General features: G+C 73.6%; 18 protein-coding genes. 15 read left to right on the forward strand and 3 right to left on the reverse strand.

Features of this window, described 5'->3' with window-relative positions:
• The first annotated feature begins 128 nt into the window (after nt 1–128).
• The 15 genes from ACFW3D_RS21415 to ACFW3D_RS21485 all read left to right on the forward strand — a co-directional run bounded on the left by ACFW3D_RS21415 (nt 129) and on the right by ACFW3D_RS21485 (nt 15,349).
• Nucleotides 129–284: a hypothetical protein gene (locus ACFW3D_RS21415; protein ID WP_500505851.1), complete on the forward strand. Its 156-nt coding sequence runs from the start codon at nt 129–131 to the stop codon at nt 282–284.
• A 254-nt stretch (nt 285–538) separates the two neighbouring features.
• Nucleotides 539–1,831 carry an ABC transporter substrate-binding protein gene (locus tag ACFW3D_RS21420; protein ID WP_500505852.1) on the forward strand — a complete coding sequence of 431 codons (1,293 nt, stop codon included), beginning with the start codon at nt 539–541 and terminating at the stop codon, nt 1,829–1,831.
• Between the two features lie 2 nt (nt 1,832–1,833).
• Nucleotides 1,834–2,730, forward strand: a complete 897-nt coding sequence (locus ACFW3D_RS21425) for a carbohydrate ABC transporter permease (protein ID WP_500505927.1) — start codon at nt 1,834–1,836, stop codon at nt 2,728–2,730.
• Complete coding sequence (locus tag ACFW3D_RS21430) at nt 2,730–3,653, forward strand: carbohydrate ABC transporter permease (protein WP_500505853.1); 924 nt, start codon at nt 2,730–2,732, stop codon at nt 3,651–3,653. Before ACFW3D_RS21425 ends, ACFW3D_RS21430 begins: the two co-directional genes overlap by 1 nt.
• Nucleotides 3,650–5,761, forward strand: a complete 2,112-nt coding sequence (locus ACFW3D_RS21435; protein ID WP_500505854.1) for an alpha-galactosidase — start codon at nt 3,650–3,652, stop codon at nt 5,759–5,761. Before ACFW3D_RS21430 ends, ACFW3D_RS21435 begins: the two co-directional genes overlap by 4 nt.
• A 55-nt stretch (nt 5,762–5,816) precedes the next feature.
• A complete protein-coding gene (locus ACFW3D_RS21440) occupies nt 5,817–6,575 on the forward strand; it encodes an SDR family NAD(P)-dependent oxidoreductase (RefSeq protein ID WP_500505855.1) in 759 nt (252 codons plus the stop codon).
• A 49-nt stretch (nt 6,576–6,624) separates the two neighbouring features.
• The gene (locus ACFW3D_RS21445) at nt 6,625–7,386 is read left to right on the forward strand and encodes a FadR/GntR family transcriptional regulator (protein ID WP_500505856.1); all 762 of its coding nucleotides are present in this window, start codon (nt 6,625–6,627) and stop codon (nt 7,384–7,386) included.
• The gene (dgoD, locus tag ACFW3D_RS21450; protein ID WP_500505858.1) at nt 7,383–8,528 is read left to right on the forward strand and encodes a galactonate dehydratase; all 1,146 of its coding nucleotides are present in this window, start codon (nt 7,383–7,385) and stop codon (nt 8,526–8,528) included. The genes ACFW3D_RS21445 and dgoD overlap by 4 nt, the downstream gene beginning before the upstream one ends.
• On the forward strand, nt 8,522–9,319 hold the full coding sequence (locus ACFW3D_RS21455; protein ID WP_500505860.1) for a hypothetical protein: 798 nt from the start codon (nt 8,522–8,524) through the stop codon (nt 9,317–9,319). The genes dgoD and ACFW3D_RS21455 overlap by 7 nt, the downstream gene beginning before the upstream one ends.
• 26 nt (nt 9,320–9,345) lie before the next feature.
• A complete protein-coding gene (locus ACFW3D_RS21460; protein ID WP_500505861.1) occupies nt 9,346–9,981 on the forward strand; it encodes a bifunctional 4-hydroxy-2-oxoglutarate aldolase/2-dehydro-3-deoxy-phosphogluconate aldolase in 636 nt (211 codons plus the stop codon).
• The gene (locus ACFW3D_RS21465) at nt 9,978–10,868 is read left to right on the forward strand and encodes an SMP-30/gluconolactonase/LRE family protein (RefSeq protein WP_500505862.1); all 891 of its coding nucleotides are present in this window, start codon (nt 9,978–9,980) and stop codon (nt 10,866–10,868) included. Before ACFW3D_RS21460 ends, ACFW3D_RS21465 begins: the two co-directional genes overlap by 4 nt.
• Before the next feature lie 9 nt (nt 10,869–10,877).
• Entirely contained in the window at nt 10,878–11,855 is a 978-nt protein-coding gene (locus ACFW3D_RS21470; protein WP_500505863.1) for a sugar kinase, read from the forward strand.
• 81 nt (nt 11,856–11,936) lie between these two features.
• The gene (locus tag ACFW3D_RS21475) at nt 11,937–13,148 is read left to right on the forward strand and encodes a cytochrome P450 family protein (protein WP_500505864.1); all 1,212 of its coding nucleotides are present in this window, start codon (nt 11,937–11,939) and stop codon (nt 13,146–13,148) included.
• 57 nt (nt 13,149–13,205) lie between these two features.
• Nucleotides 13,206–14,441, forward strand: a complete 1,236-nt coding sequence (gene aroA, locus ACFW3D_RS21480; RefSeq protein WP_500505865.1) for a 3-phosphoshikimate 1-carboxyvinyltransferase — start codon at nt 13,206–13,208, stop codon at nt 14,439–14,441.
• Nucleotides 14,442–14,611: 170 nt separating this feature from the next.
• The gene (locus ACFW3D_RS21485; RefSeq protein ID WP_500505866.1) at nt 14,612–15,349 is read left to right on the forward strand and encodes an SAM-dependent methyltransferase; all 738 of its coding nucleotides are present in this window, start codon (nt 14,612–14,614) and stop codon (nt 15,347–15,349) included.
• 10 nt (nt 15,350–15,359) lie between these two features.
• Here ACFW3D_RS21485 and ACFW3D_RS21490 read toward each other — a convergent pair whose 3' ends face one another.
• The 3 genes from ACFW3D_RS21490 to ACFW3D_RS21500 form a co-directional block, all read right to left on the reverse strand.
• Nucleotides 15,360–16,028, reverse strand: coding sequence for a hypothetical protein (locus ACFW3D_RS21490; protein ID WP_500505867.1), 669 nt, complete (start codon nt 16,026–16,028; stop codon nt 15,360–15,362).
• Nucleotides 16,029–16,145: 117 nt separating this feature from the next.
• Nucleotides 16,146–17,195: a Gfo/Idh/MocA family protein gene (locus ACFW3D_RS21495; protein WP_500505868.1), complete on the reverse strand. Its 1,050-nt coding sequence runs from the start codon at nt 17,193–17,195 to the stop codon at nt 16,146–16,148.
• A gap of 106 nt (nt 17,196–17,301) precedes the next feature.
• Nucleotides 17,302–18,321 (reverse strand): Gfo/Idh/MocA family protein, encoded by a 1,020-nt coding sequence (locus tag ACFW3D_RS21500; RefSeq protein WP_500505869.1) that lies wholly within the window; start codon nt 18,319–18,321, stop codon nt 17,302–17,304.
• Nucleotides 18,322–18,328: the final 7 nt, after the last annotated feature.

Genomic DNA, 18,328 nt, shown 5'->3' on the forward strand with positions numbered 1-18,328 from the left:
GCGTTTTTAAGTTAATTAGCAATTAATATTGACATGCTTCCGGGCTCCGGCCACAGTTTCCGCCGTGGCACCGGCGCCAGGTACGAGCGGAGCGTGGTGCCCCGAACCCCAACTCTCGGGAGAACCCATTGGCTTCGCATCGTGCGCCGCGGCACCACGACAGCGGCTGCAGCATCGTCGGCGGCGCCTTCGACGGTTCCCCCGAGGGCGTCGCAGGGGCGGGCGGCGGTGTGCTCGTCGCCTTCCGCGGGGTGGACGGCCGCGTCCACCGGGCCGCCTCCTGAGCCCCGCGCGACGGTCGCGCGGTACCTCGCAACGCTCTGCCCCACCCCGTTCCACCTGCGTCGACCCGTGCCAGCCGGCACCAACGGGCGTGCCTCCGGGCCTTGTTCGGCCCCGGGGTTCAACCGCTCGGAAATAAATTACTAATTAATCTTGACGGGACGCTGACCCCTGCGACAGGCTGTGCCTGCCGCACCCAGAGCCGGGCCGTCAGGGGGCCTCAGCTCCGTTCCGTGGGCACTAAGGGAGTGCACAGATGACCGCCTTCAACGCCAGCCGCCGCCGGTTCCTCGCCGTCTCCGGCGCCGTCGGCGCCGGCGCGCTGCTCAGCAGCTGCGTCACCCAGAGCCCGTCCGCCTCCGGAGGAAAGTCCGGCGGCCCGGTGACCCTGCAGTCCAACCTCTCCTCCCCGCAGGCGAAGACCTCGATGCAGCAGCTCGTGGCCGCCTTCAACAAGCGCGGCGGCGCCGAGGCGAAGCTCAACACCGTCGCGTCGGAGACCTTCCGCACGCAGCTCCCGACGTACCTCACCTCGGCCAACCCGCCGGACATCTACACCTGGTACCCGGGCTCCGTCGCCGAGTCGTACGCCAAGAAGGACCTGCTCCTCGACCTGGACGACATCTGGGCCAAGCCCGAGCTGTCCGGCTACACCGACGCCCTGAAGAACCTGTCGACCTCGGCCTCCAGCGGCAAGAAGGTCTTCGTGCCCACCAGCTACTACTGGTGGGGCATGTTCTACCGGAAGTCCAACTTCGCCAAGTGGGGCGTCCAGGAGCCGAAGAACTGGGACGAGTTCCTCGACCTGTGCGACAAGCTCAAGAGCAAGGGCGTCGCCCCGATCGGCCTCGGCGCCGGCGGCGACACCCCGTGGGTCGCCTCCGCCTGGTTCGACTACCTCAACATCCGCGTCAACGGCGCCACGTACCACCGCGAACTGCTGGCGGGCAAGCACCGCTTCGACGACCCCGAGGTCCGCAAGGTCTTCGACACGTGGGACCAGGCCCGGCCGTTCTTCGACCCCAACGGCACCGCGATACCGTTCCAGGACGCCACCACCGCCCTCCTGCAGGGCCGCACCGGCATGATGCTGATCGGCACCTTCTTCGCCGACGCCGCGCCGAAGGAGGCCCTGGGCGACCTGGACTTCTTCCAGTTCCCGATCATCGACCCCAAGGTGCCGGTCGCCGAGGAGGCGCCCACCGACGGCTACTTCGCCAGCGCCCGCAGCAAGCGCACCGACGGTGTCAAGGAGCTGCTGAGCTACCTGGCCACCGCCGAGGCGCAGGAGCTCTACCTCAAGAACTCCTCGGGCACCGCGCTGCCCACCCACCCCGACGCCAAGGACGCCGGCACCCCGCTGGTGGTCAAGGGCCGCAAGCTCATCGAGAGCGCCGCCGAGGTCACGCAGTTCTTCAACCGCGACTCCAGCGACGCCCTCCAGCCGACCGCCGACACCGCGCTGGTGCACTACCTGGCCAAGCCCAAGGAGATCGGCTCCATCCTCACCACGTGGCAGCGCAGCGCACAGAAGATCTGGAGCCAGTGACGATGGCGCTGATCGGCTCCACACGTCGGTCCAGGGCCACCCGGGTGCCCCCGGTGGTCCTGGCCTTCGTCCTCGTCCCGCTGCTCGCCGAGGCCTTCTGGGTCTTCTGGCCGGCCCTCCAGGGCTTCTACCTCTCCCTGACCTCCTGGGACGGCCTGGGGGCCCCGAAGTTCGTGGGCCTCGGCAACTTCAGCGAGATGCTGCACGACGAGGTCTTCCGCACCGCCGCGATCAACACGGTGCTGTGGCTTCTGCTCTTCGGCGGGCTCTCCGCCGCCCTCGGGCTCGGTGCCGCGCTGCTGCTCCAGCAGGAGCGGCGCGGCATCGGGTTCTACCGGGCGGCGCTCTTCCTGCCGGTGGTCTTCTCGCTGGTCGCGACCGCCCTGGTGTGGCAGGCCATGTACCAGCCGGACGGCCTGATCAACAACGTGCTGGAGGCCATCGGCCTCGGCAGCTGGAAGCACGCCTGGCTCGCCGACCAGGACACAGCCTTCTACGCGGTCATCGTGCCCGCGCTGTGGCGCCAGGTCGGCTACGTGATGGTGCTGTACCTGGCCGGCCTCAAGGGCATCGACCCCGCCCTCTACGAGGCCGGCAAGGTCGACGGCGCCACCCGCTGGCAGCAGTTCCGGCACATCACGCTGCCGCAGCTGCGCAGCGTCAACGCGGTCGTCCTGTCGGTGATCGTCATCGACTCGCTGCGCTCGTTCGACGTGGTGTGGGCGCTCACCCGCGGCGGCCCGTACCACTCCTCCGAACTGCTGAGCACCTACATGTACTCCACCGCGTTCCAGTCCCTGCGTCTGGGATACGGCTCCGCGCTCGCCGTCGTCATCTTCGTGCTGGCCTTCGGCGTCATCGTGGGCTACCTCGTGCGCGCCTTCCGGGAGGCCGACTGATGACCGCCACCCGCGCCACCGCGCGCGTCGAGGACACGGCCGGCCGCGACGGCGGGACCGCGAAGGTCCCGGCCGCGGCGCCCCGCCGGCCCCTCCTGACCGGCCGCGCGCTGCGCACCACGGGCTTCCACCTCACCGCGGTCCTGCTGTCCGCGCTGTGGCTGCTGCCGATCGTCCTCGTCCTGGTCACCAGCACGCGGACCTTCGACGACATCGCCGCGCACGGCGTCGGCAGCTGGCCGCACTCCTTCACCTTCGACAGCTTCCGCCAGGCGTGGGTGGACGGCGGCCAGCAGCGCGCCCTCATCAACAGCCTGCTGGTCACGATCCCCACCGTGCTGCTGTCGCTGGGCCTGGCCTCCATGGCCGCCTTCGCGATCAGCCGCTACGACCTGCCGTTCCGGCGCGTCCTGCTGCTGCTCATGCTCGGCGGCAACCTGCTGCCCCCGCAGATCCTCCTGATCCCGGTCTCCAAGCTCAGCGAAGTGCTCGGCATCTACGACCAGCTGTACGCCCTGATCGGGGTGCAGGTCGGCTTCGGCGTCGGCTTCTACGTCTTCGTGCTGCACGGATTCATGCGGTCGATCCCCGGTGAGATCCAGCAGGCCGCCGTCATCGACGGCGCGGGCCCCTGGCAGATCTACTGGCGGATCATCCTGCCGCTGGCCCGCCCGGCACTGGCCGCGCTGAGCGCCCTGTCGTTCACCTGGATCTTCAACGACCTGCTGTGGGCCATCACGGTGCTGCGCACCGACACCCAGATGCCCATCACCGCGTCCCTCATCGGGCTGCAGGGCCAGTACGTCTCCATGTGGAACGTCATCGCGGCCGGCTCGGTGATCGCCGCCGCCCCGACGGTGGCCGTCTTCCTCCGCTTCCAGCGCCACTTCGTGGCCGGACTCAACCTCGGAGCCGTCAAGTGACCGCGCACGACCGGTGGCTGCTGCGCACCGACACCACCACCTACGCCGTCACCCTCGGTGGCGACGGACGCTGGGCCGAACTCGCCGCCTGGGGGCCGCACGGCGCCGAGGACGGGCCGTCGCCCATGGACTGGTCGCGCCGCACCCACTTCATCACCCCCGCCGACGCCGCCCCGGCCGAGTACATCCCGTACGGACTGCGGCCGTTCACCGGCGCCGACCTGGTCGCCTCCCGCCCCGGCGGCGACCGCGGCAGCTGGTGGCGCTTCGACGGCGCCACGCAGGACGGCGACCGGGCCCTGCGCCTGGACTTCGCCGACGACCTCCTCGGGCTGCGCACCGCGCTGCACTACGAGACGGTGCCCGGCACCGACGTCGTGCTGCGCTGGACGGAGCTGACGTGCACCGGCACGGACGAGGTGCGCCTGGAGCGCTTCGACTCCGCCGCCGTGAACGTGCCCGTCCAGGGCGGCGCGCGGCTGTCCTACCTGGCCGGCCAGTGGTCGCAGGAGTTCCAGCTCAAGGACGTGACGCTGGAGCGCGGCCGCTTCGAGATGGAGAGCACCCAGGGCTCGGCGGGCCACGCCTACCACCCCTGGCTCGCGATCCAGGACGCCGCCGCCCCCGCCGAGGGCGCCACCCCCACCTACGGCATCGCCCTGGAGTGGTCCGGCAACTGGCGGATCACCGCCGACGCCGAGCCCGGCGGCGCGGTGCGCGTCCGCGCCGGCCGCGTGCCCCACGAGGGCGCCGTCCGCCTCGCCCCCGGCGCCACCCTCGTCACGCCCCGGCTGGCCTGCGCCTTCAGCCCCGACGGCCTCGACGGCCTGGCGCGCGTCTGGCACCGCTACGAGCGGCACCTGACCGGCGAGCGCATGGACCGGCCCCGCAAGGTCCTCTACAACTCGTGGGAGGCCACCGGCTTCGACGTCGACGCCGAGGGCCAGCTGGAGCTCGCCAAGGTCGCCGCAGAACTGGGCGCCGAACTCTTCGTCGTCGACGACGGCTGGTTCACCGGTCGGCCCGACGACACCGGCGGCCTCGGCGACTGGGACCCGGACCCGGCCGAATTCCCCCGCGGATTCGACCGGTTCGTCGAGGACGTCCGCGCCCTCGGCCTGGACTTCGGCCTGTGGGTCGAGCCCGAGGGCATCAGCCCCCGCTCGAAGCTCTACGCCGAGCACCCCGAGTGGGTGTACCGGATCGACGGCCGCCCGGCGACGCTCGTGCGCAACCAGCTGCTGCTCGACCTCGGCCGCGAGGACGTCCAGGAATTCGTCATCGGCACCCTCGACCGGTTGCTCGGCTCCCACGCCATCAGCTACCTCAAGTGGGACATGAACCGGCCGCCCACCGAGCGCGGCCGCCCCGGCCACCCGGCCGGCGCCGACCCCGAGCGCCAGGACCTCGACGCCGCGCACATCGCCGGCTACCTCCGCGTCCTGGAGCACCTGCGCACCGCGCACCCGCACGCCACCGTCGAGGGCTGCGCGGGCGGCGGCGGCCGGGTCGAGCACGCCACCATCGCCCGCACCGACGTGGTGTGGCCCAGCGACAACACCGCTCCCATGGACCGGCTGCGCATCCAGTACGGCTACCTCCACGCACACGCCCCGCACACCATGAGCTCCTGGGTCACCGACGCCCCCGGCGTCTTCGACCCGCGGCCGCGCTCGCTCGCCTTCCGCTTCGTCAACTCCATGGCGGGCGTGCTCGGCATCGGCGCCGACATCCGCCACTGGACGCCCGGCCGGCGTGCCGAGGCCGCGCGGTGGGTCGCCCGCTACAAGGAGGTCCGCGACGTCGTCCACCACGGCGAGGTCCACCTGCTGGGCAGCCCCGCCGATCCGACCTGCGGCGTCCAGTACGAGGAGCGGGGCGGTGACCGCCTGGTGGTGACGGCCTGGAACACCGGCCCCCTCGACGGCGCGCCCCTGGTGCCCGGCCGGCCCGCCCGGCTCCGGCTGCGCGGACTGCGGCCTGACGCCGTCTACGCCGACACCGCCACCGGCACCCGCTACAGCGGCGCGTACCTGCTTCACTCGGGACTGCCCTTCGCCTGGACCGCCGAGTACGACGCGGAGTTGACCGTCCTGGCACGGCAGTGACAACAGCGGAAGAATCCTCCCCCCACCCCCGCTCGAACAGGAGACGACCCACCCCATGAACCCAGCGGCCCGCTTCACCAACCGCGTCGCCGTCGTCACCGGCGCCGCGTCGGGCATCGGCGCGGCGTCCGCGGCCCGGCTCGCCGCCGAGGGCGCGGCCGTCGTCCTCGTCGACATCGCCGCCGACCGGGGCGAGGAGACCGCCGAACGGCTGCGCAAGGACGGGGCCCGGGCCCTGTTCGTCGCCGCCGACGTCGCGGACGAGGCCGACTGGCAGCGGGTGGTCACCGCGGCCCACGGCTTCGGTCCCGTGGGCGTCCTGGTCAGCAACGCGTACACGGTGACGGTCGCGCCCGCCCACGAGACCAGCCTGGCCTCCTGGGAGCGGCAGCTGTCGGTCAACCTCACCGGCGCCTTCCTCGGCGTGAAGGCGACGCTGCCCGACCTGCGCGAGCACGGGGGAGCCGTGGTGCTCGTCTCCTCGGTCCACGCCCACCGGGGCATCCCCGGCCACCCGGCGTACGCGGCGAGCAAGGGCGCCCTGCTGTCGCTGTGCGGTCAACTCGCCGTCGAGTACGGTCCGGACGTCCGCGTCAACGCGGTGCTGCCGGGACCGATCCTGACCGCCGCCTGGGACCGTGTCCCGGAGGCCGACCGCGAGTCGAGCGTCGCCGAGACCGCGGCCCGCCGCTTCGGCACCCCCGAGGAGGTCGCCGCCGCCGTCGCCTTCCTCGCCGCCGAAGAAGCCTCGTACATCACCGGATCGAGCCTGCTCGTGGACGGCGGCTGGAGCGTCACCAAGGCTTCCGCCTGACGGAACCGAACGCCCCGGCCACCGACCGAACAGCAAGAAAGGCAAACACATGACGCCATACGCGCGCCGCGGAGTGCACGGCCAGACCGTGGAGACCCTCGCCCGCCGAGTGCTCAGCGGCGAGATCCCCGAGGGAGCGACGCTCGACATGGCGGCCCTGCAGAGCGAGTTGGACGTCAGTCTGACGGCCCTGCGCGAATCGCTGAAGGTGCTCGCGGCCAAGGGCATGGTCGATGCCCGGCAGAAGCGCGGCACCTTCGTCCGGCCCCGCTCGGACTGGAACCTGCTCGACGCCGACGTGCTGCGCTGGCAGTTCTCCGAGGGCAGCGACACCGGCGCCGACCTGGCGCTGCTGCGCAACCTCGGCGAGGTCCGCGGCATCATCGAACCCGCCGCCGTACGGCTGGCCGCGGCCCGCCGCACCGACGCGGACCTGGAGTCGCTGGAGGCGGCACTGACCGCCATGGGCGAGGAGGGCGGCGCGACCCACGCCGTCGAGGCCGACCTCGCCTTCCACCGGGCGCTGCTCGCGGCCACCCACAACGAACTGCTGGAACGCATGGAGATGGTCATCGAGTCGGGCCTTGCCCAGCGCGACCAGCTCGTGCACAGCGCCCCGCACAGCGAGGACCCGGTGCCCAGCCACCGCGCCGTCCTCGACGCCGTGCGCGACCGGGACCCGGACGCCGCGGAACACGCCATGCGCGCCCTGCTCGACCAGGCGACGCGCGACCTCGACAAGGTCAGCGGCCCGCAGGCGCCCGAGGGCGCGGACGGTTCCGCCGAACAGAAGGACGGCCAGGCACAGTGAAGATCGCGCGCGTCGAGACCTTCCTCGTCCCGCCCCGTTGGCTGTTCTGCCGCATCGAGACCGACGAGGGCGTCGTCGGCTGGGGCGAGCCGGTGGTGGAGGGCCGGGCCGAGGTGGTGCGGGCCGCCGTGGAGGTGCTCGCCGAATACCTGGTGGGCCAGGACCCCCTGCGGATCCAGGACCACTGGCAGGTGCTCAGCAAGGGCGGCTTCTACCGGGGCGGGCCCGTGCTCTCCAGCGCCGTGGCCGGCATCGACCAGGCCCTGTGGGACATCGCGGGCAAGGCCCTCGGGGTGCCGGTGCACACCCTGCTCGGCGGCCCCGTCCGCGACTCGGTCCGGGTGTACGCCTGGGTCGGCGGCGACGAGCCGGACCGGCTCAAGGAGGAGATCAACGCCCAGGTGGAGGCGGGCTTCACGGCCGTCAAGATGAACGCCGCCGGGCGCACCCCGCCGCTCGGCAGCCCCGCGGAGACGGCCGCCGTCGTGGAACGCGTCGCGGCCGCCCGCGAGGCCCTCGGCCCGCACCGGGACGTCGCCGTCGACTTCCACGGCCGGTTCACCGCGGCCAACGCGCGGCGCGTGCTGCACGAGATAGCCCCGCTGCACCCGCTGTTCGTCGAGGAACCCGTCCTGCCCGACCAGGCCCACCTGCTGCCGGGGCTGGTCGCGGCCTCGTCCGTGCCGCTCGCCACCGGTGAACGGCTCTACGGGCGGGCCGACTTCCTCCCCGCCCTGACGGCGGGCATCGCCGTGGCGCAGCCGGACCTGTCGCACGCCGGCGGGATATCGGAGGTCACCCGGATCGCCTCGCTCGCCGAGACCTTCGGCGCGCACCTGGCACCGCACTGCCCGCTCGGACCCATCGCGCTGGCCGCGAGCCTGCAGGTCGCCTTCGCCACGCCGAACTTCCTGATCCAGGAGCAGAGCCGGGGCATCCACTACAACAAGGACGCCGACCTGCTGTCCTACCTGGTCGACACCGAGCCCTTCCGGTTCGTCGACGGCCAGGCGCGCCGCACCGGACTGCCCGGGCTCGGCGTCGCGATCGACGAGGACGCGGTCCGCGCCGCGGACCGTTCCGGCCACGCATGGCGCAACCCGGTGTGGCGCCACGCCGACGGCTCCTTCGCCGAATGGTGACCGGCGACCGGCTCCCGGTCTCCGTGGTCACCGACCCCGACCACGGGGGCCGCTGGACCTCACTGACCGCGGGCGGCCGCGAATGGCTCTGGCACCGGGACGAGCCCCGGCGCCCCCTGGTCCGGCCCGGCGACCCCTTCGCCGACGCCGGAGGCCTGGAGGAGTGCGTGCCCACCGTGCGCGGGCTGCCCGACCACGGGGACGCCTGGTCGCGGCCCTGGCGCCGGGAGGGGGACACGGAGGTCGTGGACTGCCCCGACTTCCGGCTGACCCGGCGCCTGGACACGGAGTCGGGGGCCGCCGTCGCCGACTACACACTCACCGCCGAGCCCGGTCACCGCTTCGTGTGGGCCGCCCACGCCCTGCTGGAACTCTCCCCGGACGCGTGGATCGGCATCGAGGCGGGCACCGAGACCCGGCTCTACCCGGACGAGGGCGCGGGCTGGGTCACCGGTGCCTGGCCGCGCGTCGAGGGCATCGCCCTGGACCGGCTGGGTCCGGACGACGGGACGGCCGTCGGGGCGGTCGTCCTCACCCCGGCGGTGACCGTGCACGACGGTCCCGACGCGCTGCACCTGGCCGTCGAGGCCGGCGGCCGGCCCGTCGCGATCGCCCTGTGGCGCAACCTCGGAGGCTTCCCACAGGACGCGCCGTACCGATCGATCGGCGTCGAGCCGATGCTCGGCCGCGTCTTCGACCGCACCGGGGCGGGCGACGGCGACACGGTCGTCGTCCCGCCCTCCGGCGAGGTCGCCTGGCGGCTCACGGTCACCGCGACCCGCCGCCCCTGAACACCCATCACCAGAAGGGATGTCGGATGGACCTGCTCGCCGCGCTGCGTGCCCACCGGCTGCTCGCCATCGTCCGCGGCAGCGACCCGGACGCCGCGCTGACCACCGTGCTCACCCTCGCCGAGGAGGGGATCACCCTCATCGAGGTGTCCCTCAGCGGACGTGACGCCCTCGACGTCATCGCCCGGGCACGTACCGCGCTCGGCCCGGACGCGACCCTCGGGGCCGGAACCGTGCTCAGCGCCGACGACGCACGGGCCGCCCACAAGGCCGGCGCCGCCTTCCTCGTCACCCCCGCGGTCAGCGAGGGCATCGCCACCGGCCGGGAACTCGGACTCCCGGTGCTCGCCGGGGTGATGACCCCCACCGACATCCTCCAGGCACTGCGGCTCGGCGCCGCCGCCCTCAAGCTCTTCCCGGCCGGCAGCGCCGGCGGCCCGGGGTACCTGAAGGACCTGCGCGGCCCCTTCCCCGACCTGCCCTTCGTGCCCGTCGGAGGCGTGGACGCCCCGGCCGCCGCGGAGTACCTGCGGGGCGGCGCCGTCGCCGTCGGCGTCGGATCGCCCCTGATCGGTGACGCCGCCGAGGGCGGCAGCGTCACCGCCCTGCGGGAACGGGCCCGCGGCTTCCTGGACGCCGTCCGCGCGGAGGCCCGCCCGTGACCGCCACCGTGCCCCCGGTGGTCCTGGGGACCGACCGCCTCGAACTCGGCGAGGGCATCCGCTGGACGGACGGCCGCGCCGTGCTCACCGACATCCTCGGCGGCCGACTGCTGGCCGCCTCCGACGGCCCCGCCGCCCCGCACGCGCTCATCGCCGAACTGCCTTGCCCGCTGGGCGCGGTGGCGCCGGTCGAGGGGCACCCCGGCCACTGGGTCGCGGCCGCCGGCACCGGCATCTGCCGCATCGACCCCGCGGGCAGGACCGAGTGGATCGCCCGCCCGGAGGACGGCGCCGCGGTGCCGATGCGGATGAACGACGGCGTCGCCGACCCGTACGGCCGCTTCTGGGCGGGCAGCATGGCGTACGACACCACCGCGGACGCCGGCTCGCTCTACCGCCTGGACCGCGACGGCCGCGTCACGCGTGTGCTGCGGGACATCACGATCCCCAACGGCCCGGCCTTCACCGCCGACGGCACCGTCATGTACCTCGCCGACAGCGCCCGGGGCGTCATCCGGCGCTATCCGGTCGACCCCGCGAGCGGCGACCCCGGCACGCCCGAGACCTTCGTCACCGTCGCCGACGGCAGCCCCGACGGCATGACCACCGACAGCGAGGGCGGACTGTGGACCGCCGTCTGGGGCACCGGACAGGTCCACCGCTACCTCCCGGACGGCAGCCTCGACCGCATCGTCGAACTGCCCGCCGGACAGCCCGCCGGGCTCTGCCTCGGCGGACCCGACGGCCGGACCCTCCTCGTCACCAGCGCGCACATCGGCCTGGCCGCCCCGGGGCCGCTCGACGGCGCCGTCTTCGCCGTCCGGGTGGACGTGCCCGGCGCACCGGCTGCCTCGTACCGCCCGGCGGACCGCGCCGACACCCCCTAGGAAGCCACCATGAGCACCCCCCGGACGCTGCGACCCGGACCCGTGGTCTGCGTCGGCGAGACCATGGCCGCCCTCGCCCCCGACCCGCTCGGACCGCTGGACGACGCGGATCTGCTGCGCATCGACATCGCGGGCGCCGAGTCCAACGTCGCGCTCTACCTCGCCGATCACGGCATCCCCGCCCGGTGGGTCTCCGCGGTCGGCGACGACCCCTTCGGCCGGCGGGTCCGCGCGCGGATCGCCGCGGGCGGCGTCGACGTCTCCGGAGTGCGCACCGACCCCGCGCGGCCCACCGGGCTGCTGCTCAAGGACCCCGGTGCGCAGGGCACCCGCGTCCACTACCACCGCGCGGGGTCCGCGGCCTCGGCGCTCACCCCGGACGTCCTCGACGACCCGGCGCTGAGCGGGGCCGCGCTCGTCCACCTCAGCGGCATCACCCCCGCCCTGTCGGCCGGCTGCCACGCCCTCGTCGAAAGGGCGCTGCGCCCCGACCGGCCCTGGCCCGTCAGCTTCGACGTCAACCACCGCCCCGCGCTGTGGACCGGCCGCTCCGCCGCCGACGTCCTGCGACCGCTCGCCGACCGGGCCGACATCGTCCTCGTGGGCCTCGACGAGGCCCAGGCCCTGTGGGGCGAGGGGATCACCGACGCCCGCTCGGTCCGCGAGCTGCTGCCCGGGCCCGGCGTCCTCGTCGTCAAGGACGGCTCCCGTGCCGTCACGGCCTTCACCGGGACCGATGCACACAGCGTGCCCGCCCTCACCGTCCGGGTGGCGGAACCGGTCGGCGCCGGGGACGCCTTCGCCGCCGGCTTCCTCAGCGGTCTGCTGCGGGACCTGCCCGTGGAGCGCGCCCTGCGGCTCGGCCATCTGACCGCGGCCTCGGCCCTGCGGGTCGCCGCCGACCACGGGCCGCTTCCGGACGCCGCCGTCGTCGCCTCGCTCCTGGACGCCGACGAGGACACCTGGCGCGCCGCCACGATCGGCTGAATCCTTCGGATGAGACCGTCCGGGGTGTCTCGTCCCGCAGGGTGACGTGTCGCGGCGGGCTCCCGGGTTACCGTGCGGCACATGGACACGGTCGATCTCACGGTCTACGGCGAGGAGTTCACCGCCGATCCCTATCCCGTCTACGCCCGGCTCCGAGAGAAGGGGCCCGTGCACCGCGTGCGCACCGCCGACGTCGGCGAGCTGTGGCTGATCGTCGGCCACGACCAGGCCCGGGCCGCGCTCGCCGACACCCGGTTCGCCAAGGACTCCCGCGCGCTCGGCTGGATGTCCTACGACGAGGAACTCCTCGGCCGCCACATGCTCGTCTCCGACCCGCCGGAGCACACCCGGCTGCGCAAGCTGGTGGCCCGGGAGTTCACCGGACGGCGGGTCGAAGAGCTGGCACCGCGCGTGGAGGAGATCACCGCGGGCCTGCTCCGCACGATGCTGGACCGGCCGGACGGCACCGCCGACCTCGTCGAGGCGCTCGCCTACCCGCTGCCCATCACCGTCATCTGCGAACTGCTCGGGGTGCCCGACCTGGACCGGGCGGCCTTCCGCGCATGGTCGAACGAGGTCGTCGCGCCGACCGGACCGGAAGCCGAACGCAAGGCCTTCGAGGAACTCGCGGCGTACCTGCACGAGCTGATCGAGGACAAGCGCTGCGCGCCCGGCGACGACCTGATGAGCGCGCTCATCCGCACCACGTCCGAGGACGGCGACCGGCTCTCGCGCCCCGAGCTCAGCGGCATGGCCTTCCTGCTGCTGATCGCCGGACACGAGACGACGGTGAACCTGATCGCCAACGGCGTCCGCGCGCTGCTCACCCACCCCGACCAACTGGCGTTGCTCCGGGCCGACATGGGCCTCATCGACGGAGCCGTGGAAGAGATGCTCCGCTACGACGGCCCGGTGGAGACCGCCACCTTCCGCTTCACGACGGAACCGGTCGACGTCGCCGGCACCGTCATCCCGGCGCGCGAACCCGTCCTCGTCGCCCTCGCCTCCGCCGACCGCGACCCGGGCCGCTTCACCGAGGCGGACCGCTTCGACATCCGCCGGGACACCCGCGGCCACGTCGCCTTCGGGCACGGCCTGCACTACTGCCTCGGCGCCCCGCTCGCCCGGCTCGAGGGACGCATCGCCGTCCGCGCCCTCCTGGAGCGCTGCCCCGACCTCGCCCTCGACGCCGATCCGGCGAACCTGGAGTGGCTCCCCGGCATGCTCATGCGCGGTGTGCGCCGACTCCCGGTGCGCTTCACGCCCACCGGCCCCGGCACGCCCGGCGCCTAGAATGGCCCTGCCCCTCACCAGGGCGTTCCCGCACGTCAGGCAGCACAGGAGAACACCGTGACCGTCGTCGCCGTCCCCGGATCGAAGTCCGTCACCGCCCGGGCGCTGTTCCTGGCGGCGGCGGCCGAGGGGACGACCACCCTGCGGCGGCCGCTGCTCTCCGACGACACCGACGGCTTCGCCGAGGGGCTGGTCCGGCTCGGCTACCGCGTCGACCGCGGCCCGGACGTTTGGCGCGTCGAAGGACGCCCCGCCGGGCCGGCGGTCGCCGAGGCCGACGTCCACTGCCGCGACGCCGCCACGGCCGCCCGCTTCCTGCCGGCGCTCGCCGCGGCGGGGCACGGCACCTACCGCTTCGACGCCTCCGCCCAGATGCGCCGGCGTCCCGTCGCCCCGCTCACCACCGCCCTGCGGACACTCGGAGCCGACCTGCGCCACGAGGAGGGCGAGGGCCACCTGCCGCTGACCGTCGTCGCCGACGGCATCGCGGGCGGCGCGCTCGACCTCGACGCGAGCCTGTCCTCGCAGTTCCTCACCGCGCTGCTCCTCGCCGGCCCCCTCATGCGCGGCGGACTGCGCGTCAACGTCACGGGGCTGGTCTCCGCCCCCTACGTCGAGATCACCATCGCCATGATGCGCTCCTTCGGCGTCGAAGTCGGGCGCGAGGGCAGCGTGCTCGTCGTCCCGCCCGGCGGGTACCGCGCGGCGGACTACGCCGTCGAGCCCGACGCCTCCACCGCCAGCTACTTCTTCGCCGCCGCCGCCCTGACCGGCCGTGAGGTCACCGTCCCCGGCCTGGGCACCGGCGCACTCCAGGGCGACCTCGCCTTCGTCGACGTCCTGCGCCGCATGGGGGCCCGCGTCGAGACCGGCGCCGACGCCACCACCGTCTCCGGCACCGGCACCCTGCGCGGGATCACCACCACGATGCGGGACATCTCCGACACGATGCCGACGCTCGCCGCGATCGCGCCCTTCGCGGACGGACCGGTCCGGATCGAGGACGTCTACAACACCCGGGTCAAGGAGTGCGACCGCCTGGAGGCCTGCGCCACCAACCTGCGCCGACAGGGCATCCGGGTGGACACCGGCCGCGACTGGATCGAGATCCACCCCGGCACCCCCGCCCCGGTCGAGATCGCCTGCCACGGCGACCACCGCATCGCGATGAGCTTCGCCGTCGCCGGGCTCCGCACGGAAGGGGTGACCTTCGACGAACCGGGCTGCGTGAAGAAGACCTTCCCCGAGTTCCACGAGGTGTTCGGCGCGCTGCGCGAGGAGTGGGGCTTGTAGCGGCGGACCGCACCGTCCAGCCGTCCTGACGATCTTCCTGTCCATGCCGGTCGTCCCTTCCCCCGTGATGACCCTTCGACCCGGGAAACCGCCGCCGACGCGTATCGCGTTGCACGCCCGCGCCGAATTAACCGGATGCGGTGAACCGCCCTCCCTGCGAAGCTGCGCCGATGGAACGACGCCGCATCTCACGCATCGCGCACACGCACCACCCCATCGCCGCACCGCTCGACGACGCCACCGTGCGCCGCCTGCTCGGCAGGGCGCTCCGGCGCGGGGACGAACGCGTCCTCGACCTCGGCTGCGGGGAGGGCGCCTGGCTGCTGCGGGCCCTGGGCGACCACCCGGGCGTCACCGCGGAGGGCGTCGACCTGGACACCGGTGCACTGGAGAAGGCGGCCCGCGAGGCCGCCGCGCTCGGCGTCGGCGACCGGCTGACCCTCCACGAACGGGACGCCGGCGACCTCACCTCGCCGCAGCCCTTCGACGTCGTCCTCAGCGTCGGCGCCGCGCACGCCTTCGGCGGCCTCCTGCCGACCCTCGCCGCGGCCCGCGCCCACCTCGCCCCCGGAGGCACCGTGCTCGTCGGCGACGGCTTCTGGGAGCGCGAACCGACCCCGGACCTCGTCGGGATGCTGGGGGAGTACGAGGACCTGGCGAGCACCGTGGACCGGATCGTCGCGGACGGCTGGACCCCGGTCCTCGCCCACGTCAGCACCGTCCGCGAGTGGGACGACTACGAGTGGTCCTGGACCGGCTCCCTCTCCGAGTGGGCCCTGGACCACCCCGGCGACCCCGACAGCGGCGCCGCCCTCGAAGCCGCCGCCGTCCACCGCGCCGAGTGGCTGCACGGCTACCGCGGCACGTTCGGCTTCGTCACGCTGCTGCTGCGCCGCACGACGGCCTGACCGCCGGCGCTCAGGCGCCCGGCAGCCCCGTCGGCCGGGAACGGAAGCTCGCCACCACGATGTGGAGGCTGACGACCAGCGCCCAGAGGGGGAAGACCAGCTCGGCCAGCGGCACGTTCGGCACCACGAACAGCAAGGTGACGCCCACGAGATACCCCAGCAGCACCAGCCAGCGCGGGAACGTCCCCAGCCGCATCGCGACGGTCGAGGCCGACAGCACGAACACCGCCGCCATGCGCATCGAGTACGTCGTCAGCAGGCTGTAGGTGAAGTGCTGCCCGAAGTACGACAGCTCGGCCCGCGAGGTGCCGGGCGAGGCGATCTCCGTGGTGGCCAGCAGGCTGCCGGCCGCGGCGGCGGCGCCGAAGAGCGTCGCGACGAACACCAGGCCGCTGCCGAGGAACACCGTCGAGAGGAACTTGTCCTCGCCCGGGCCGACGTGCGCGCGCACCGCGCCGATGAACCACAGGAAGAAGATGCCGGCGAAGGGGATGAGGGCCAGCGCCGTCTGCACGCCGCTGCGCGAGGACAGAGCGAGCGGCGAGCCCGTCAGCGCGCCCTCACCGCTGGGGATGGAGGCCCGGACCAGGACGATGGCGGCGCCGATCAGCACGGCGAACGCGATCCCCACCAGTCCCGCCGCTCGGGGCGTGCGCAGCGCCTGGGCCTTCATCGCCATGAAAGGTTCTTCCCTCGTGGACAGCCGGGACCGACTCATCCCAGGAAGCACCGGCGCGGTTGATCACGCCACCCGGGGCGCCCCGCGGGGGTGACGCGCCCGGGGCGCCTCGTGCGGTCAGTCCGGGCGCCCTCCCGCGCGCTTGCCGGCGAGCTCCGCGACCTCGGCCATCTCGGCGACCGTGACCGGCCGCCGCTCCCTGCGCGAGACCTCGCAGGCCTCCGCCACGAGCAGCGCGTCGAGCGCCTCGCGCCCGTCGCAGGGGTTGTCCGACCGGCCCGTCACGACCCGCAGGAAGGCGTCGATCTCCGCCCGGTACGCCTCCCCGAAGCGGTCCACGAACCCGGTCCACGGGTCCGGCACGCCCGGCGCCGCGCCGGGTTCCACGGACGTGACCGGCGTACGGGGGCCGACGCCGACCGCGATCTGGTCCAGCGACCCGGCGAGTTCCATGCGGATGTCGTAACCGGCGCCGTTGTAGCGGGTGGAGGTGGCGGTCGCGAGGGTGCCGTCGTCGAGGGTGAGGAGCGCCGCCGCGGTGTCCACGTCGCCCGCCGCGCGGAAGAAGTCGGCCCCGCCGTTGGCACCCGTGGCGTACACCTCGACGACCTCACGCCCGGTCACCCACCGCACCGCGTCGAAGTCGTGGATCAGGCAGTCCCGGTAGAGCCCGCCGGACAGCGGCACGAACTCCGGCGGCGGGGGCGCCATGTCGGAGGTCAGCGCCCGTACGGTGTGCAGCCGTCCGAGCCGGCCGGACCGTACGGCCTCCCGGGCGGAGCGGTAACCGGGGTCGAAGCGGCGCTGGAAGCCCATCTGGAGGACGGTGCCGGCCTCCTCGACCTCGCGCAGCGCGGTGACCGTCGACTCCAGGTCGAGGGCGACCGGCTTCTCGCAGTACGCCGGGAGCCCGGCCCGTACGGCGCGGGAGATCAGCTCCGCGTGCGCGGAGGTCGCCGAGGCGATGACGACCGCGTCCGCGCCCGCCGCGAACGCCGCGTCGACCGAGGCGGCCGCCCGCGCGCCCCTACCCAGCCGAGCGGCGGCCGCGGCGGCCCGCGCGGCGTCGGCGTCCGCGAGGACCAGCTCGGAGACCTCGGGGTGGGCGTGGAGGGTGGCCGCGTGGAAGGAACCGAGGCGCCCGACGCCGAAGAGGACAACGCGCATGTACGGGGGTGCCTTTCTCACGGGTGCGGTGGAGGCGCGGGCGGGGCGGCCAGGGAGTAACCGTCCCACCCGCGCCGGATCCGGGGTGGCCGGGGACGCGCGTCCCTCAGCGGTAGAACGCCGGTCGGTCGACGAGTTCGACCTCGACCCGGCCGCCCGTGCTCTGCGAGCGGACTCCGGCCTCGCAGACCGCCGCGGCGGCGTAGCCGTCCCATACGCTCGGGCCGGTGACCTCACCGCGCCGGGTGGCGTCGACCCACGCCTGGACCTCGCGGTCATAGGCGTCGGCGAAGCGTTCGACGAAGTCCTGGGCGATCGTGCCGCCCCAGCGGCCCGCGGTGTTGACGAGCAGGTCGTGCGCGTCGCCGATGCGGGCGCTGCCGCGCTCGCAGACCGCCTCGGCCTGCACCTGGTAGCCGAAGCCGCAGTTGAGGAAGACCTCGACGTCGACGACCGCCCCGCCGTCGGTCTCGAAGACCACGAACTGCGGGTCGTCCAGGCCCTCGGGCGCGTGCGAGGAAGGACGCGGGCGCAGCACGGTGACGGCGGTGATCTCCTGGCCGAGCAGCCAGCGGGTCACGTCCATCTCGTGCACGAGCGAGTCGTTGACGAGGTTGGCGTTGGTGAAGCCGGCCGGGATGCTCGCGTTGCGGTGCCGGTTGTGCAGCATCAGCGTCCGGCCGAGCTCGCCGCTGTCCAGCAGGGCCTTGAGCTTCGTGTACTCCGCGTCGTAGCGCCGCATGAAGCCGACCTGCACCCGCCGGTGCCCCAGCCGCTGCTCGGCCTCCATCACGCGCAGCGCGGAGGCGGCGTCCGGTGTGAGCGGCTTCTCGCACAGCACCGGCAGGTCGTGCTCGAAGGCGGTGAGCAGCGCCGCCTCGTGGGCGGGGCCGGGGGAGGCGATGAGGACGGCGTCCACGTCGGCCGCGGCCATCGCCGCCGCGGGGTCGGTGTAGGCCGTGCAGCCCTCGATTCCGTCGGCGACCGCCTTCACGCGCTCGGCGTCGACGTCGACGACGGCGGTCACCCGGGCGCCGCTCACGACGTCGTTGATGCGGCGTACGTGGTCGGCGCCCATCTTGCCGGTGCCGATGACGGCGACCCCGAGCGGTCCGTGCTGGGTCATGATGCGT

This window comes from Streptomyces sp. NPDC058864 (genome assembly GCF_042742985.1).
Taxonomy (GTDB): Bacteria; Actinomycetota; Actinomycetes; order Streptomycetales; family Streptomycetaceae; genus Actinacidiphila.

Bases quoted from the DNA above. Each gene is read 5' to 3' on its own strand.
- ACFW3D_RS21420 (WP_500505852.1), top strand. From the start codon at position 539: ATGACCGCCTTCAACGCCAGCCGCCGCCGGTTCCTCGCCGTCTCCGGC.
- ACFW3D_RS21425 (WP_500505927.1), top strand. From the start codon at position 1,834: ATGGCGCTGATCGGCTCCACACGTCGGTCCAGGGCCACCCGGGTGCCC.
- ACFW3D_RS21430 (WP_500505853.1), top strand. From the start codon at position 2,730: ATGACCGCCACCCGCGCCACCGCGCGCGTCGAGGACACGGCCGGCCGC.
- ACFW3D_RS21440 (WP_500505855.1), top strand. From the start codon at position 5,817: ATGAACCCAGCGGCCCGCTTCACCAACCGCGTCGCCGTCGTCACCGGC.
- ACFW3D_RS21445 (WP_500505856.1), top strand. From the start codon at position 6,625: ATGACGCCATACGCGCGCCGCGGAGTGCACGGCCAGACCGTGGAGACC.
- ACFW3D_RS21455 (WP_500505860.1), top strand. From the start codon at position 8,522: ATGGTGACCGGCGACCGGCTCCCGGTCTCCGTGGTCACCGACCCCGAC.
- ACFW3D_RS21460 (WP_500505861.1), top strand. From the start codon at position 9,346: ATGGACCTGCTCGCCGCGCTGCGTGCCCACCGGCTGCTCGCCATCGTC.
- ACFW3D_RS21470 (WP_500505863.1), top strand. From the start codon at position 10,878: ATGAGCACCCCCCGGACGCTGCGACCCGGACCCGTGGTCTGCGTCGGC.
- ACFW3D_RS21475 (WP_500505864.1), top strand. From the start codon at position 11,937: ATGGACACGGTCGATCTCACGGTCTACGGCGAGGAGTTCACCGCCGAT.
- ACFW3D_RS21485 (WP_500505866.1), top strand. From the start codon at position 14,612: ATGGAACGACGCCGCATCTCACGCATCGCGCACACGCACCACCCCATC.
- ACFW3D_RS21490 (WP_500505867.1), bottom strand. From the start codon at position 16,028: ATGGCGATGAAGGCCCAGGCGCTGCGCACGCCCCGAGCGGCGGGACTG.
- ACFW3D_RS21495 (WP_500505868.1), bottom strand. From the start codon at position 17,195: ATGCGCGTTGTCCTCTTCGGCGTCGGGCGCCTCGGTTCCTTCCACGCG.
- ACFW3D_RS21500 (WP_500505869.1), bottom strand. From the start codon at position 18,321: ATGACCCAGCACGGACCGCTCGGGGTCGCCGTCATCGGCACCGGCAAG.